Source organism: Bradyrhizobium sp. 157, assembly GCF_023073815.1.
GTDB lineage: Bacteria > Pseudomonadota > Alphaproteobacteria > Rhizobiales > Xanthobacteraceae > Bradyrhizobium.
Genome location: NZ_JADPKF010000010.1, coordinates 14,639 through 29,720 on the forward strand (window position 1 = coordinate 14,639; position 15,082 = coordinate 29,720).

The 15,082-nt window shown below is 62.7% G+C and carries 16 protein-coding genes and 1 tRNA gene; 6 read left to right on the top strand and 11 right to left on the bottom strand.

What is annotated here, in order from left to right:
- The first annotated feature begins 22 nt into the window (after positions 1–22).
- Positions 23–754 carry a hypothetical protein gene (locus IVA95_RS01325; protein ID WP_247508857.1) on the top strand — a complete coding sequence of 244 codons (732 nt, stop codon included), beginning with the start codon at positions 23–25 and terminating at the stop codon, positions 752–754.
- Between the two features lie 152 nt (positions 755–906).
- Here IVA95_RS01325 and IVA95_RS01330 read toward each other — a convergent pair whose 3' ends face one another.
- Positions 907–1,683, bottom strand: coding sequence for an alpha/beta hydrolase (locus IVA95_RS01330; RefSeq protein WP_247508858.1), 777 nt, complete (start codon positions 1,681–1,683; stop codon positions 907–909).
- A gap of 257 nt (positions 1,684–1,940) precedes the next feature.
- On the bottom strand, positions 1,941–2,408 hold the full coding sequence (locus IVA95_RS01335) for an Hsp20 family protein (RefSeq protein WP_028350462.1): 468 nt from the start codon (positions 2,406–2,408) through the stop codon (positions 1,941–1,943).
- Between the two features lie 230 nt (positions 2,409–2,638).
- Here IVA95_RS01335 and IVA95_RS01340 point away from each other — a divergent pair, with 230 nt between their 5' ends.
- Complete coding sequence (locus IVA95_RS01340) at positions 2,639–3,586, top strand: alpha/beta hydrolase (RefSeq protein WP_247508859.1); 948 nt, start codon at positions 2,639–2,641, stop codon at positions 3,584–3,586.
- Positions 3,587–3,768: 182 nt separating this feature from the next.
- Here the strand turns inward: IVA95_RS01340 and IVA95_RS01345 are convergent, their stop codons facing one another.
- Both IVA95_RS01345 and IVA95_RS01350 read right to left on the bottom strand, forming a co-directional pair.
- The gene (locus IVA95_RS01345) at positions 3,769–4,404 is read right to left on the bottom strand and encodes a hypothetical protein (protein ID WP_247508860.1); all 636 of its coding nucleotides are present in this window, start codon (positions 4,402–4,404) and stop codon (positions 3,769–3,771) included.
- A 156-nt stretch (positions 4,405–4,560) separates the two neighbouring features.
- Entirely contained in the window at positions 4,561–6,372 is a 1,812-nt protein-coding gene (locus IVA95_RS01350; RefSeq protein WP_247508861.1) for an adenylate/guanylate cyclase domain-containing protein, read from the bottom strand.
- A gap of 192 nt (positions 6,373–6,564) precedes the next feature.
- Between IVA95_RS01350 and IVA95_RS01355 the strand changes: the two genes are divergently transcribed.
- The gene (locus IVA95_RS01355) at positions 6,565–7,209 is read left to right on the top strand and encodes a LysE family translocator (RefSeq protein WP_247508862.1); all 645 of its coding nucleotides are present in this window, start codon (positions 6,565–6,567) and stop codon (positions 7,207–7,209) included.
- 4 nt (positions 7,210–7,213) lie between these two features.
- On the opposite strand, the gene IVA95_RS01360 is transcribed toward IVA95_RS01355, so the two are convergent.
- Positions 7,214–7,966 (bottom strand): sulfite exporter TauE/SafE family protein, encoded by a 753-nt coding sequence (locus tag IVA95_RS01360; RefSeq protein ID WP_247508863.1) that lies wholly within the window; start codon positions 7,964–7,966, stop codon positions 7,214–7,216.
- A gap of 207 nt (positions 7,967–8,173) precedes the next feature.
- Between IVA95_RS01360 and IVA95_RS01365 the strand changes: the two genes are divergently transcribed.
- Positions 8,174–9,067, top strand: a complete 894-nt coding sequence (locus IVA95_RS01365) for a LysR substrate-binding domain-containing protein (protein ID WP_247508864.1) — start codon at positions 8,174–8,176, stop codon at positions 9,065–9,067.
- Positions 9,068–9,112: 45 nt separating this feature from the next.
- Here IVA95_RS01365 and IVA95_RS01370 read toward each other — a convergent pair whose 3' ends face one another.
- The 6 genes from IVA95_RS01370 to IVA95_RS01395 form a co-directional block, all read right to left on the bottom strand.
- A complete protein-coding gene (locus IVA95_RS01370) occupies positions 9,113–10,078 on the bottom strand; it encodes a tripartite tricarboxylate transporter substrate binding protein (protein WP_247508865.1) in 966 nt (321 codons plus the stop codon).
- Positions 10,079–10,200: 122 nt separating this feature from the next.
- Positions 10,201–11,169: a tripartite tricarboxylate transporter substrate binding protein gene (locus IVA95_RS01375; protein ID WP_247508866.1), complete on the bottom strand. Its 969-nt coding sequence runs from the start codon at positions 11,167–11,169 to the stop codon at positions 10,201–10,203.
- Between the two features lie 103 nt (positions 11,170–11,272).
- Positions 11,273–11,800, bottom strand: a complete 528-nt coding sequence (locus IVA95_RS01380) for an isochorismatase family protein (RefSeq protein WP_247508867.1) — start codon at positions 11,798–11,800, stop codon at positions 11,273–11,275.
- A gap of 22 nt (positions 11,801–11,822) precedes the next feature.
- A complete protein-coding gene (gene hisN / locus IVA95_RS01385; RefSeq protein WP_247508868.1) occupies positions 11,823–12,602 on the bottom strand; it encodes a histidinol-phosphatase in 780 nt (259 codons plus the stop codon).
- 587 nt (positions 12,603–13,189) lie between these two features.
- Positions 13,190–14,077 carry an N-formylglutamate amidohydrolase gene (locus IVA95_RS01390; protein WP_247508869.1) on the bottom strand — a complete coding sequence of 296 codons (888 nt, stop codon included), beginning with the start codon at positions 14,075–14,077 and terminating at the stop codon, positions 13,190–13,192.
- 48 nt (positions 14,078–14,125) lie between these two features.
- Positions 14,126–14,398 (bottom strand): hypothetical protein, encoded by a 273-nt coding sequence (locus IVA95_RS01395; protein ID WP_247508870.1) that lies wholly within the window; start codon positions 14,396–14,398, stop codon positions 14,126–14,128.
- Here IVA95_RS01395 and IVA95_RS01400 point away from each other — a divergent pair.
- Positions 14,397–14,756: a response regulator gene (locus tag IVA95_RS01400; protein ID WP_027539837.1), complete on the top strand. Its 360-nt coding sequence runs from the start codon at positions 14,397–14,399 to the stop codon at positions 14,754–14,756. The two genes, IVA95_RS01395 and IVA95_RS01400, sit on opposite strands and share 2 nt — an antisense overlap.
- A 134-nt stretch (positions 14,757–14,890) precedes the next feature.
- Positions 14,891–14,965, top strand: a tRNA-Val gene (locus IVA95_RS01405).
- The last annotated feature ends 117 nt before the right edge of the window (positions 14,966–15,082 follow it).

Here is a 15,082-nt window from a genome sequence, read left to right on the forward strand (position 1 = left end):
GGGTTTACAGGAGCTTTCGGTGATGAAGTTGTTCACGGGATCTTTGGCGGCGGGACTGGTCCTTCTAGCGGGCGGCGCGCAGGCGCAGGTGCCCGGGCCTTATGAAATCGGGCGCTCACCATACAGGCCGGCATCGGATTTCGACGCTCCCTACGCGGTGGCACCGCAACCGGTTCCCGGGCCGTACTACGAGCCCGGACCGCGCTACGGAGCCGCGCCGCAGTATGGATACGGTCCGGGACTGTTGCCGTCGACGGAAGTCTATTCCGTGCTGCGCGATAATGGATTCTTGCCGCTCGGTATCCCGAGGCTGCGCGGCTTCGTTTACACGATTGCGGCGCTCGAGCGCGGCGGCGAGGACGGCCGGCTGGTGATCGACGCACGCAACGGCCGGATTATCCGCTTCGTGCCGTCCCATCGCATGGGCGACGATTTCTACGACGAGCACAGCGCGCTTCCACCGGCTCCGCCGCCGCAGGCCCATGCTCCGGCCACGCCGGCCAACGTCCAGGCCGCGCCGCGGCCGCAGCGGCCGACCTCCCATGTGGCGAGCCGGGCGGTGCCGATGCCGAAGGCCAGTCCGGTCGCCGCCAAACCTGCACCGGCACCGGTCCAGCAGGCTGCAGCGCCTGCACCGAAGCCGACCGAAGTTCAGGCGGCAGCTTCGCCGGCGGTGACGGGTTCGGTCCCGGCCAAGCCCGCCCCGCAGATCGCGCCGACGCAGGAGATGCCGCAGGTGCAGGGCCTGGAGTGAGGCATCAAACGCGACGTCATTCCGGGATGGTCCGAAGGACCAGACTCGGAATCTCGAGATTCCGGGTTCACGCTTCGCGCGCCCCGGAATGACGTGCAAGGCGCAACGAAAAACGCCCCGGTGTCCCCGGGGCGTTTTCTCATGGCGGTGAGCTATTCGTGCTGTCCGGCGGCGGCTAGGATCAGGTCGGCGACCTTGTCGGGCTGCGAGACCAGCGACAGGTGGCCGGCGTCCAGCTCGACCGTCGTGGCATTCATCCGCTTGGCCAGAAATCGCTCGAGGTCAGGATTGATGGTGTAGTCCTGCTTCGACACGGCATACCAGCTCGGCTTGCTGTGCCAGGCGGCTGCGGTGGTGCGGCCGGCGAAAATGGAAGCCGTGGTCGGCCATTGCACGGCGTACAGAACTTTCGCGGCCTTGGGGTCGACGCCGTTTGCGAAATATTTCAGGAACGCGTCCTCGGATAATGTGGTGAAGCCGTCATGTTCCTGGACGCCCGCGCGCGCCGGACCGGCCGGAAATTTCTGTGAGAGTGCGACGAAATCCTCGCCGGCATCGGGCGCGCGCGCCGCGATATAGACGAGCCCGGTGACCTTCGGGTCGGTGCCGACTTCGCTGATGACGGTGCCGCCCCAGGAATGTGCCACCAGCACCGTCGGGCCATCCTGTTGCGCCAGTGCGCGGCGCGTTGCGGCCACGGAATCTTCCAGCGAGGTCAGCGGATTCTGAACTGCGGTGACGTGAAGTCCCGCTGCCTGCAGCCGCGGAATGACTTTCGACCAGCTCGAACCGTCGGCCCATGCGCCGTGCACCAGCACCACATTTTTCACTTTAACCGGAGCCGCGGCCTGCGCCGGCGCGGCAAGTATGCCGAACAATCCTGCAAACACACTGGCGGCGAGCGCCGCAACGATCCGTAACTTTGTCATCGATCTCTCCTGATTTGATACGTCTGTTGAAGCGCTGGGTGCAAAGGTGAATACGTCGTCGAACTGCAAGCGTTACGCGTCTCGGCCCCGCTGGTGCCGTGGCACGCGGTGAAATAGGCGTTGCGGAAGCGGACATCATTTAAATTCGCTGTTAATGAGCGCAGCCGGATTGTGTCGTCTTCGTCATGCGCAAAAAAAAACGCCCCGGTTTCCCGGGGCGTTTTCGCATTCAGCCAATACCGGCTGAACCTACCGTGTTACGCGGCGACCGAAGCGTCGACCACCTGCGGGGCCTGCGCGCCCGAATTGATCGGAATGCTGCGCGGCTTTTTGGCCTCGGGGATCTCGCGGACGAGATCGACGTGGAGCAGGCCGTTCTCGAGCGAGGCGTTCTTCACCTGCACGAAATCGGCGAGCTGGAAGACGCGCTCGAAGGCGCGTGCCGCGATACCGCGGTAGAGCACTTCGGATTTGTCCTTGCCGTTCTCGTTGGCGGTCTTCTCGCCCTTGATCGTCAGCGTGTTTTCCTTCGCGACGATCGAAAGTTCGCCCTGCGAGAAGCCGGAAACCGCAACGCTGATGCGGTAGGCGTTCTCACCGGTGCGCTCGATGTTGTAGGGCGGATAACCGGGGCTGCCGTCGGAGGTCACCTGATCAAGCAGGTTGAAGAAGCGGTCGAAGCCGACGGTGGAACGATAAAACGGGGTGAGATCGTAGGTACGCATAGATAGTCCTCCATTGAGCGACTGTTGCAATTAACCCGCCCGCCATCGGGCCGGGCTTTAGTCCTGTGCAGCCTCAGGGTTGGGAGCCTTGGGTTCCGGTTCCGAAACACTGGTAGCGGCCTGCACTCAGATGATATGGGAGGGATGAAAAGGCGTTCAAGAGGGCCCAAAATGGCCGTTTTTGATGCCCTCCCGACTTGATTTCCAGCCCCTACTAGCCGGTTCCCCTCATGACGCTTGTCTCGATCCCTGCCAATCCGGTTCCGGAGGACGTTGTCTCGGGCACCATCAAGACGCCCGACGGCGCGGAATTGCGGTTCGCCCGTTGGGCCCCGCCGGCGGGCCGCAAGGGCACGGTCTGCGTCTTCACCGGGCGCAGCGAGCCGATTGAAAAATATTTCGAGACGGTGCGCGATTTGCGCGATCGCGGTTTTGCGGTGGCGATGATCGACTGGCGCGGCCAGGGGCATTCCTCGCGCCGCCTGCGCGACCCGCGCAAAGGCTATGTCCGCGACTTCTCCGATTTCGAGGTCGATGTCGAAACGTTCGTGCAGCAGGTGGTGCTGCCGGATTGTCCGCCGCCCTATTTCGCGCTGGCGCATTCGATGGGCGGCGCGGTCATGCTGCGGGTGGCGCATGCGGGGAAACGCTGGTTCGACCGCATGGTGCTGTCGGCGCCGATGATCGACCTGCCGGGGCGCACGACGTCATTTCCGACGCGGGCGCTGCTTCGGATCATGCGGCTGATGGGGCAGGGCGGCCGCTACGTGCCCGGCGGCGGCGATGCGCTGACTGGAACGGAATCCTTCATCAACAATCCCTTCACCAGCGATCCCGTGCGCTATGCCCGCAACGCCGCGATCCTGGAAGAAGATCCGACCCTCGGCATCGGCTCGCCGACGGTAGCCTGGGCCGATACCGCGTTCAGGGCAATGCATACGTTTCGCGGCGTGAACTACCCGTCCGCGATCCGCCAACCGATCCTGATGCTGGCCGCCAGCAATGACACCATTGTTTCCACCGCCGCGATCGAGGAATTCGCCTATCACCTGCGCGCCGGCTCGCATCTGGTCATCGCCGGCTCCAAGCACGAGATCCTGCAGGAGCAGGACCGCTATCGCTCGCAATTCTGGGCGGCGTTCGATGCTTTCGTGCCGGGCACGCCGTTGTTCAAGTGACTCGTCATTGCCGGGCTTGCCGTCTCCGCTAAAGCTTCGCCTGCCTCACGCTGTGGTGCCCGGCGAAGCTCTCGGCGTAGCCGGGACCCGGCAATCCATCCTGCTTCGAATGAATCGTGTTGTCCGCTGGCGCGGACGATGCCTACGCGGGTCAAGCCCGCGTATGACAACTGTGTTCGTGGTTAGGCCGCCGGCTTCGGCAACCGTGCCGTGATCCGCTCGGGCAAGCGCCGCTCGACGAACAGCGTCCTGACCTCGGCGACGCTAAGGTAGCGCGCCTCGCCTTCGCCCTTGCCGAGGATTTTCAGCAGGACCGGCCATTCGCCCTTCATCAGGATCGGGAAGTACCAGCGCGCCGCATCGTTGCGCTTGATATTGTCTGCCATGAAGGCCTCGATTTCTTTCGCTGTCAGCCCGATCTCGATGCCTCCAGCGGGATCTTTGCAGTCCTTGCCGAAGCTGGCGAGCCGTTCGATTTGGTCTTCATGGACGTTTGCTTCGGCGTCGAGGATGCGTGAACCGCCGCCATGCTTGTCGAGCGGGCCGTCGCGCAGTTCGTCGAGCACGGCACCAGACCTTGCGCTCTTGAAAACGCGCAGCGGCCCGAGGCCGTTGGCAATGACGGCGATCATCGAGGCTTTCAGCCGCACCTTCTTTTGGGCAGAACCGGTTTCGCCGCTTGCCAATCCGATCATTTCGGAAAGCTGCGAGAGCGGCACGACATGGCCGCCGACATAGCCATTGGCGACCAATGCGCGCAGAAACGGGCAGGGATTATTGGGCGAAACGGCAATCTGTCCAATGGGGCTATCTGACATGGCTTCAATCTCAAAGGCGCAAAGTATGGGAACGGTCCGCCTTCAATGCGATACGGATGACGATCTTGAAAAAGAAAATTGGTGGCGCGCTACTTCAGGGTGTACGCAAGTTTTGGCGGAATTCGACGCCGTGTCAACCGACCGGCTCACACGCGCTCAGGAATCTGCGGCGAGCTTTGGCGAGGATTCGACGAGCGTCAATTTGCTGAAGGGGATGCCGGCCTTCAAAAGTCCATCGCGGAAATGAGCGATGTCGGCCGGGACCTTCCAGTTAAAATTCCGCAAAAATCGCTCGACGGTCAGCGTCGGATAGTTGCCGAGCAGGACCTCAGCAGCGTTGGCTGCTTCGGCGGTTCGTCCCAACTGGGCAAGCGCAGCCGCCCGTATCGCGAGCGCCTGCAGATGATTGGGATTTGCGTATAGAGCCTCGCGGGCCCATGACAGCGAGGCGTCGTATTGACCGAGAAGATAGTGGCTGAATGCGTTGAACGCCGCAAATTGGTATCGGGGATCGCTGTTACCGCGCTGTGCTGCCATCGTAAACAATTCGACGGCGGCCCGGTGTTCGCCGATGTACAGATGACACGCGCCGAGCACGCCACGGGCGCCCATGTCGTAGGGGTTGAGCCCGACCGCCCGCTTGGCGGCATCCATCGCTGCCTCGTAGTGCCCTTCCAGCGCATGCAGATAGGCGAGAATCTGAAACGCAAAGGACGAACGAGGATCGAGCCGCACACTGCTCTCCGCAAGGCTCATCGCGGTATCCCACACTTCGCGCGTGCCCTTGATCCACCCGAAATGGATGGCCTGGGTCTGGATGGTGGCGAGATAGGCACGCGCGATCGATAGCGTCGGATCGAGCGCGATGGCTTCCTTGAACAACCCGATCGCGATCTCGAAATCCGTCTTGGTCTGCAGGTAATAGTGCGACAGCCCCTTCAGGAATCGATCCCAGGCCGTGATGTCGTTCGACGAGGAGCGGGGCGGGGCGGACGCCTCCGCCCGGTAGATCTCGGCCGCGATCGCCGCCGACAGGCTGGTGGTGAGCTCGTCCTGCATCGCGAACAGGTCGCCCATATCGCGGTCGAATCGGCCGGTCCACAATTGCTCGCCGGTTTCAGGGGCGATCAACTCGGCGGTGACGCGGATCTTGTTGGCGGCGCGGCGTACCGAGCCCTGGATCAGGTAAGTGGCGTCGATCTCGCGCGCGATCAGGCGCGTGCTCACGTTCTTGCTCTTGAACGAGAACGTCGAGTTCCGGCTCAGCACCCGATAGAACGACTGCAGCGAAAGCGCGTGGATCAGGTCCTCGGTCAGCCCGTCGGCAAAATACTCGTCAGCGCTCTCGCTCAAATTCGCGAATGGGAGCACGCCCACGATCGCGGTGCGATACTGGGCAGGCAAATTCGTGGCCGATGTCTCGGACGCGGCTTTACGGGCCGGGCCGCTATCGACACCCCCAGGCTGCCAGGTCCAGACATGGATCGGCTCCTCGATATTCTTGAACCGGTAGGGACCAGCATCGACGAATGTGACGCTGAGGCGTTTGCCGGCCTCATGACAGGCCTTGCCCGAAACCGCCACGCCGCCGGGAGCGGCAACCGATTCGAGGCGGACCGCGATGTTGACGTCGTCGCCGAACACCTCGTCCTCGTCGGCCATCACGTCGCCCATGTGGATGCCCATGCGAAACTGCATGGCGCGATCGGCGGGCAGGTGTTCGTTGCGTTCCGCCATCACCATCTGCATCGCGACCGCGGCCTCGATGGCGCCGACGATAGAGGGAAATTCCAGGAGGAAGCCGTCGCCGGTATTCTTCACCAGGCGGCCGCCGTGATTGAGGATGATCGGATAGATCGCGCTTCGATGGGCCTTGAACGTGGCGTGCGTCCCCGCCTCGTCGGCCCCCATCATTCGGGAATAGCCGGCGACGTCAGCGCAGACGATGGCTGCCAGGCGTCTTTCCATGTCCCCACTATATCCCCAACGGCACCGGAATGGGCAGGATAACCACTACGCGGTCAGCCAACCAATTCCAATGTTTATAAAATATGCGCAATCTGGTGAAAGCCTGATTTGCTCATGATAGTACTGCAACCCCTCAAGGATTGGCATGTGCGCAATAAGGCCGAGGGTGCGCCCAAGGGGAACCGTCAAACGATGATAGAGACGCTCGGCATTCACCAACTCTGGCTCTTCATCCTCTCAGGACTGCTGCTCAATATCACCCCGGGGCCGGACACGGCCTACATTATCGGCCGCAGCATCCAGTTCGGATGGCGCGGCGGGGCGGCGGCGGCAACCGGGATCAGTGCCGGCTGCCTCGTTCACGTGTTCGGTGCCGCCATCGGCCTCTCGGCGCTGTTGATGGCGTCATCCGCGGCCTTTGCGGTCCTGAAATGGGCCGGGGCCGCCTATCTGCTGTTTACGGGTGTCCAGATGCTGCTGTCGCGTTCGCGCCCGCTGGCGGAGACGGCCGTGGCAGGCAACGAGACCTCGCTTGCCCGCGTGTTCTGGCAGGGCGCCCTGACCAATGTGCTCAATCCGAAGGTGGCGCTGTTCTTTCTGGCGTTCCTGCCGCAATTCGTGGCGGCGGAGTCTGCCCACAAGACGCTGGCCTTCCTGGTGCTCGGCCTGATCTTCATCACCAGCGGCACGTTGTGGTGCTTTTGCATCGCTGCCTTCGCAGCCCGGGCCGCGGGCCGGATCCGGCAATCGGCCGGCGCGGTAGCCTGGATCAACCGGGCGCTCGGCGGGCTGTTCGTCTATCTCGGCATCCGCGTGGCGATGCTGGAGGCGCGCTGATGCTTCAGCCGTGGATTGTCACGAAGGCGCTGCCGGCAAGGTAGAGGCCGAGCAAGATCATGGCGATCAGGAACCAGCGGCGGAACACGTCCGGCTGCATGCGATTCCGCACCGCCTGTCCGATGAACATGCCGGCAAAGGACGCCACCATCGCGACTGCGCCGGGCATCGCGGTTGCAGCCGTTAGCAGGCCCGCGGTGGTGAGATTGAAGGCGAGCGCCACTGTGGCGACGGTAAAGAACACGCCGAGCGCCTGCACCAGCTCGTCCTTCTCCATGCCGATCGCCTGCAGATAAGGCATCGACGGAATCACCTGAACGCCGGTCGCGGCCGACACCACGCCGGTGATCAGGCCTACGATGCCGCCGATCCATTTCTCGTCGCGGCGCGCAACCTTGAAGTGGAGCTTGCTGAGGCCGAGGATCGCGTAGATCACCAGCAATGTGCCGAGAACGACGGTGCCATAGGGCGCGTACGGGCCGGTCAAAAGTCCCGCGTTCAGCCAAATACCGGCGACGGTACCGACCATCAGCGGCCACAGCCGCCGCATGATGTCGCGCAAATACGGGCCGCCGAAGGTTTGCCAGATGTTGGTGACGATCGCCGGCACGATCACGATCGCAATCGCCTGCGCCGGCGGCATCGTCACCGCAAGCAGGCCCATCGATACCGTCGGCAGGCCGAGCCCGATCACGCCCTTGATGAAGCCGGCCAGCAGGAAGGCCGCGGCGATGAGAACGAGCAGGGAATCGAACATGGGTCGGACCTTGACGTATTGGCGCACCGGACACAATCTGGAGATTACGGAGATAGCCTTCGGATTGGCCGAAGGCTAGCAGCTCCCTCCGTCATTGCGAGGAGCGAAACGACGAAGCAATCCATCTATCCTTATGCCGCGCGATGGATTGCTTCGCTCCGCTCCAATGACGGCTTGGCTGCAGGTCCGCCCCCGCCAGGAATCCCGATGCGTTTTGATCTGGTCGATCTTCAGCTCTTCGTCGCCGTGGCCGAGACGCGAAGCATCACCAATGGCGCGCAACGGGTCCATCTCGCGCTGGCGTCGGCGAGTGAGCGGATCAAGGGCCTGGAAGAAGCGCTTGGCGTTTCGCTGCTCGCGCGCGGCCGCCGTGGCGTCGAACTGACACCGGCCGGCGAAAGCCTGCTCGATCATGCCAGGATCGTGCTTCACAATATCGAGACCATGCGCGGCGATCTCGCCGACTTTGCCCGCGGCATGAAGGCCACCGTCCGCTTCCTCGCCAACACATCGGGGCTTTCGGAATATCTGCCGAAGACGTTGGCAGCCTTTCTGGCTGCACATCCTCACATTTCGATCGACGTCGAGGAACGCGAAAGCAGCGACATTGCCCGCGCCATCGTCATCGGTGCCGCCGATCTCGGGCTTGCGGCCGAACACGCGCTTGCAGACAATATCGAGCGGATACCGTTCAGCGAAGATCGATTGGTGCTGGTTGCCGCACGGAACGACGAATTGGCTAATCGGCGGCAGGTTGATTTCGCCGAAGTGGTGAAGCGCGATTTCGTCGGCCTGATCAGCTCGATCGCGCTGCACGCCCATGTCAGCGGACAGGCGGCGCGTCTCGGCGCGCGGCTGCGCTTTCGTGCGCGGCTGAACAGTTTCGATGCGATTGGCCAGATGGTCGCCGCCGGCATCGGGATTGGCGTGATGCCTGAAGTCGCGGCAAAGCGATGCGCGCGATCGATGAAGATCAACGTCATCAGGATCAGGGATTCCTGGGCCAACCGGCGGCTCGTGATTTGTGCGCGGAGCTTTCGCGCGCTGCCCAAGCCCGCGCAGCAACTGGCCGAGCACCTCCGCAAATCTGCGCCACGTTGAACATGTGAGGGAGCGCGAATGCTGAAGGTCTGGGAAGCCCCGGCGTTACTTGCCGATGGCGAGGCCGGCAGCCTTGATGACGCGCGCCCATTTCTGGGCCTCGGTTCCGATATAGTCGCGAAAATGCCCCGGCGTGTTGCCGGCGACCGTCAGGCCTTGATCTGCAAGCTTCTGCTTCACCTGCGGATCGTTCATCGCCTCGTTGGCGACGCGGTTTAGGGTGGCGACAATCGCCCCGGGCACTCCGGCCGGCGCGATCATGCCGTACCAGTTTTCGATCAGGAGATCCGGCATGCCGACCTCCGCAGTGGTCGGCACCTCAGGTGAGGTGGGCGCACGTTTCGGAGCGCCAAGCGCAATCGGGCGCAGGCTGCCTGACTTGATGTGCGGCAATAACACCGGCAGATCGAGGAACGCCATCTGCACCTGCTGGCCGAGCAGATCGTTGATGGCCGGCGCAGCGCCCCGGTAGGGCACGTGCACGATGTCGATTCCGGCCGTCTGCTTGAGTAGTTCACCGGCAAGGTGTGGCATGCCGCCGACACCGGCGGATGCGAAATTGAGTTTCCCGGGCTGTGCCTTGGCGAGCGCGATCAGCTCCTTCATATCGCTGGCGGGCACGTTGCTGGCGACGACCAGCATCTCCGGCACCGTCGTCACCAGCGTGACCGGCGTGAAGTCCTTCGCCACGTCATAGGGCACCTTTTCCATCGCCGGGTTGATGACCAGCGCGCTCGCGCTCACGATTCCGATGGTGTAGCCGTCGGGGGCTGCCTTTGCGATCGCATCGGTGCCGAGCACGCCGGCCTGGCCGCCGCGATTGTCAATCACGACCGGCTGCTTTGTCATTTCTGACATGCGCTGGCCGACCAGCCGCGCAATGATGTCGTTGGGGCCGCCGGCCGGGAACGGCACGATCAGCTTGATCGGTTTGCTCGGAAAATCCTGCGCTGCCGCGACGGCTGGAAGCAGCACGGACAATCCGGTGAGAAGCACGCGAAGAGCCTTCAAGAAAGCCTCCGGTCACTTGTCATGGTCGGGCCTGCACGAAGCGCGATCTCGCGCCAGATGTCCCGGTTATTCGGTCTTTAGCACAGCCATAAGCAGGGATGCGGCTGTCCGCGCCGTGATGCTCACTTCGTCGTCATGACTCCCGCGTCCTTGATCACCTTCGCCCATTTCTTGATTTCGCTGTCGATGAAGCCGCGGAAATGCTCCGGCGTGTTGCCGACCAGCGTCGCGCCCTGGGCCGCGAGCTTTTCCTTTACGGTCGGATCGGCCATCGCTTCGGTCGTGATCTTGTGCAAGGCAGCGACGATTGCCGGCGGGGTGGCCGCGGGCGCCACCATGCCGTACCAGTTCTCGATGATCAGGCCGGGCATCCCGGCTTCCGCAGTGGTCGGCACCTCCATCGCGGTCGGCGCCCGCTCAGGCGCGCCAACCGCGATCGGCCGCAAGCTGCCTGCCTTGATCTGCGGCAACAGCACCGGCAGGTCGAGGAACGTCATCTGCACCTGCTGGCCGAGCAGGTCGTTCACCGCTGGCGCCGCGCCGCGGTAGGGCACGTGGACGATGTCGATGTTGGCCGTCAGCTTGAACAACTCGCCCGCCAGATGCGGCAGGCTGCCGGGACCGGAAGAGGCGAAATTCAATTTCCCCGGCTGCGCCTTGGCGAGCGCGATCAGTTCTTTCATGTCCTTGGCGGGGACGTTGGTCGCAACCACCAGCATCTCGGGCACGCTGGCAACCAGCGTTACCGGCGCGAAATCCTTCAGCGTATCGTAGGCGACCTTTTCCATACTCGGGCTGATGGCAAGCGCGCCCGCGCTCGAAATCGCGATGGTGTAACCGTCTGGCGCGGCCTTTGCGACCGCGTCGGTACCGAGCACGCCGCCCTGGCCGCCGCGGTTGTCGATCAGCACCGGCTGCTTTGTAATCTCGGATATACGCTGGCCGATCACGCGCGCGATAATGTCGTTGGGGCCGCCGGCTGGGAATGGAACGATCAGCTTGATCGGTTTTGCGGGAAAGTCCTGCGCCGAGGCTGGCGCTGGCAACAATAGCAGCACCAATCCAGCAAGCAGCTTGCTCGGCAGTCTCATGAATGCTCCCCGATGGCGCATCTGTTGTGCGCGTTGGCGGGCATCGTACGCGATAAACTGTTCTATGCAAGGTGCCGTCAGTTGCGGCGGAAGCCGAGTCTCGTCAGAGCAGGAGTTCGTCCGTACGTGCGAGCCTGACCGACCGCTGCGTGATCAAGTGGCTCCAGACCCAGTTGTGGTGACGAATGACGCTCGCCGCGTCGAGATGGGGCCGGTCGTTCACAGTATGGCCGTCGGTCACCACCACAACGTCGTAGTGGTTCGAAACGGCCGATCGGACCGTTGCATCGACGCAAAGATCAGTTGCCCACCCCGTGATGAGGATCCGGTCCGGCGCGATTTCCTTCAGGCGCGCCGCGAGATCGGTCCCGACGAAGGGATCGTTCAGGGTCTTGCGAATGACGATGTCGGCAGCCGCGCGATTCAGCTCCGGCAGAAGCGCCCAGCCCGACGTATCAGGCACGAAATCGTCTTCCGCGCCACTGCAATGCTGCACGAAAATCACCAGGCCTGAACGTTCGCGGATGCTGGCGGCGAGCCGGTTGATGCGCTCGATGACGCCGCTCAGATCGTGCTTCGGTTTCCCATTGAGAAGCCCGACCTGCATATCGACAACGATCAATGCGTCCATCGGGGTCCGGGGTCCTGTGCTCCTAGCCTTTCAGCAACTTCAGCGTGGCCTCGTGCACCCGGGCGTCGCCGGCGGCGACGATGCGGCCGCCGCTCTGGGCGGGTCCGCCCTCCCAATTGGTGACGACACCGCCGGCGCCGGTGACGATCGGGATTAATGCCGCGATGTCATAGGGCTTGAGTTCGGTCTCGACCACGAGGTCGAGATGGCCGGCCGCCAGCATGCAGTAGGAATAGCAGTCGCCGCCATAGCGCGACAGCTTCACCGCATGTTCGACTCGGCCGAAGATATCGCGGTCGGCGGCGTTCATCAGCAGCGGACTGGTCGTGAAGGAGGTGGCCTCGTTCAGCGACCCGCAGCGGCGCACCGTCAGCCTGCGCTCGCCCGATGGCCCGGAATAATGCGCTGAGCCGCTATCGCCGGAAAACCGCTCGCCGATATAGGGCTGGTGCATCATCCCGAACACCGGCGTGCCCTTGTGCAAGAGCGCGATCAGGGTGCCCCAGATCGGAAAGCCCGCGATGAAGGATTTGGTGCCGTCGATAGGGTCGAGCACCCAGACATATTCGGCATCCTCGCGCTCGTTGCCGAATTCCTCGCCGACGATGCCGTGCTGGGGGAAATTGGCCTTGATCAGGCGGCGCATGACGGCCTCGGCGGCGCGGTCGGCCTCGGTGACCGGATCGAAGTCGCTGGCGCTCTTGTTGTCGATCGAAAGTGAGGTCCGGAAGAACGGCAGGATGGTCTCGCCCGAGGCGGTAGCAAGCCGCCCGATAAACGCTGTAAAATCGATAACCGTCACGGCTGTCCCTTACCGCACTAGAAATGCCGTCTCTTGCCTAGCCCAATCCGGGCTGCCGCGCATCGCCAACGGCACGTTATTCCCATTCGTCTTGCGAACGGACTTTCGAATCGGCTTTCGAAAAGGCTTCGTTTAGGCGTGGATTTTTGGTTAGCGCGGCCATCACGAAGTCGCGATTTTTGGCATACCAGCACTGCAGTAAGCACGGAACTCACGCGACGTTTGTTGTAAGTAATTGATATTATTTAACTAAAAGGCCGGATTCGCCGGTGTGCCGATTCGCCAGACTGAGCTTGTTTGCACCGGAAGAGATCCGAAAACACTTGCCTTTTGTGCAGCGCGGTCGCATATTGTTGCGGTGCGGTAGCGCCTCGCGCTATCGCTGCCCTCCTTGGGCGTTTCCTCCCTAGACTTGGGCCGCTTGTTCATTCAAGCGGCCCTTTTTTCTTTTGGGGTAGATGTCATTCCGGGGCGCGAAGCGAACTCAGATGCGCAGTCGCGCATCTGAGAATCTCGAGATTCCCAATGCGCAATTGCGCATCTGAGGTCTGGTCCTTTCGGACCATCCCGGAATGACAATCTGACTTCTACTCCGCCGCTGCCTGGAACGGGCCGAGATCGCCGAGCGGCACCTGCGCCAGCGCGTTCGCCAACATCGCGAAATCAGTGACCACCTGGGCAAAGCGCGGGCTGCGCTCCCTGCGTCGCTCATCCATGTAGATCGCTCGGTTGAGTTCGAGCTGCACGGTGTGCAGGCCGCTCGCAGGGTTGCCGTAGTGCTCGGTAATGAAACCGCCGGCATAGGGTTTGTTGCGGCCGATCGAATAGCCGAGCCCGCTCATGATCTGCTCGACGACGTCGGGCAAGAGGCTCGCGCAGCTGGTGCCGTAGCGATCGCCGATCACGATATCCGGCCGCCGCGGCTCGTCTCTGGACACGCCGACCGACGGCATCGAGTGGCAATCGACCAGGATCACGGTCCCGAACGCCTGATGGGCCTTGTTGATCAGCCGCCGCAGCGCGCGGTGGTACGGCTTGTAGAGCGCCTCGATCCGCCCCAGCGCATCATCGACGGAAAGCCGCTCGCGATAGATTTCCTGCCCGTCGCCGACCACGCGCGGGATGGTGCCAAGGCCGCCGGCCACCCGCATCGAACGGGTATTGGCAAAGCTCGGCAGGCGGCCGGTGAACATCCGTGGATCGAGTTCATAGGGCTCGCGATTCACGTCGACATAGGAGCGGGGGAAATTGACCCGCACCGTCGGAAAACCCTGGTCGCTCAGGCCACCGATCAATTCGTCCATGAACGAATCCTCGGACCGGCGCAGCGCGGCGAGGTCGATCCGGGAGGCGTTGAGGAATTCGGACGGATAGACCGAGCCGGAGTGGGGCGAGTTGAAGATGATCGGCGCCCGCCAATGCTGCGGCTCCACGATCTCGAAGGGAGGCGACAGTTCGCCATCAAACTGGGTCATCGTCGGGCGCCGTCCCTTGAATGTCCGCATTTCCCTTCGGCCAGTCGATCATGCGACCGATTCTGCCGGAGGGCAGGGTGTTGTAAGAATACATTGTCCGTAATCGTAATCATTCTGCCAAGCGAAAAAAGCCACCGTTCTCCTGGAAGGTGTTGTAAACGCCTGAAAAGCGCCGCCTTGATCGATCCTGATGCGCGCCGCTACAAAAATAGCGCCGCCCGCTGCCGCCAAGAAGCCGTTACCTTTCACCCGAAATTTACCCTCTGTCGGTCTTAGTGAGCGCAATGATCCTCCAAGCCAGGTTCGACGACTGACCGCCATGCACAAGATCCTCCTCGCCGAAGACGACAACGACATGCGACGTTTCCTGGTCAAGGCGCTGGAAAACGCCGGGTTTCAGGTCTCGCCCCACGACAACGGCATGTCGGCCTATCAGCGGCTGCGCGAGGAGCCGTTCGAGATGCTGTTGACCGATATCGTGATGCCCGAAATGGACGGCATCGAGCTGGCGCGCCGTGCCTCGGAACTCGACCCCGACATCAAGATCATGTTCATCACCGGCTTTGCCGCGGTCGCCCTGAATTCCGATTCGGAGGCCCCCAAGAACGCCAAGGTGCTGGCCAAGCCCGTTCACCTCCGCGAACTGGTCAGCGAAGTGAACAAGATGCTGGCGGCCTGATTCGGCGGCTATTTCGTTCGAAAAGGCACCAGAAATTAGTCCCGAGCATCCTTGCCCGGGCGCTTTGGAGCCGATATACGGACCCCACCCAATACGAATAAAGCTGGAGCGGGATGACAGGTCATCCCATTCTGGGGCGCGTAGCTCAGCGGGAGAGCACTACCTTGACATGGTAGGGGTCACAGGTTCGATCCCTGTCGCGCCCACCAGCCTTCGCTTGCTTCGCAAGCTACGGCTAGGCAAGCCACATTCTCCTCTATCGTAGCGAAGCAAGCGAAGGCTGCCTCGCCGAAGCCACTTGGCGAAGGCGGGCTGCGGCCGCGAAC

Coding starts and splice junctions, on each gene's coding strand:
- IVA95_RS01355 (WP_247508862.1), top strand. CDS start 6,565: ATGATAGAGACGCTCGGCATTCACCAACTCTGGCTCTTCATCCTCTCA.
- IVA95_RS01375 (WP_247508866.1), bottom strand. CDS start 11,169: ATGAGACTGCCGAGCAAGCTGCTTGCTGGATTGGTGCTGCTATTGTTG.
- IVA95_RS01380 (WP_247508867.1), bottom strand. CDS start 11,800: ATGGACGCATTGATCGTTGTCGATATGCAGGTCGGGCTTCTCAATGGG.
- IVA95_RS01330 (WP_247508858.1), bottom strand. CDS start 1,683: ATGACAAAGTTACGGATCGTTGCGGCGCTCGCCGCCAGTGTGTTTGCA.
- IVA95_RS01335 (WP_028350462.1), bottom strand. CDS start 2,408: ATGCGTACCTACGATCTCACCCCGTTTTATCGTTCCACCGTCGGCTTC.
- IVA95_RS01400 (WP_027539837.1), top strand. CDS start 14,397: ATGCACAAGATCCTCCTCGCCGAAGACGACAACGACATGCGACGTTTC.
- IVA95_RS01345 (WP_247508860.1), bottom strand. CDS start 4,404: ATGTCAGATAGCCCCATTGGACAGATTGCCGTTTCGCCCAATAATCCC.
- IVA95_RS01325 (WP_247508857.1), top strand. CDS start 23: ATGAAGTTGTTCACGGGATCTTTGGCGGCGGGACTGGTCCTTCTAGCG.
- IVA95_RS01395 (WP_247508870.1), bottom strand. CDS start 14,398: ATGGCGGTCAGTCGTCGAACCTGGCTTGGAGGATCATTGCGCTCACTA.
- IVA95_RS01340 (WP_247508859.1), top strand. CDS start 2,639: ATGACGCTTGTCTCGATCCCTGCCAATCCGGTTCCGGAGGACGTTGTC.
- IVA95_RS01350 (WP_247508861.1), bottom strand. CDS start 6,372: ATGGAAAGACGCCTGGCAGCCATCGTCTGCGCTGACGTCGCCGGCTAT.
- IVA95_RS01360 (WP_247508863.1), bottom strand. CDS start 7,966: ATGTTCGATTCCCTGCTCGTTCTCATCGCCGCGGCCTTCCTGCTGGCC.
- IVA95_RS01390 (WP_247508869.1), bottom strand. CDS start 14,077: ATGACCCAGTTTGATGGCGAACTGTCGCCTCCCTTCGAGATCGTGGAG.
- IVA95_RS01365 (WP_247508864.1), top strand. CDS start 8,174: ATGCGTTTTGATCTGGTCGATCTTCAGCTCTTCGTCGCCGTGGCCGAG.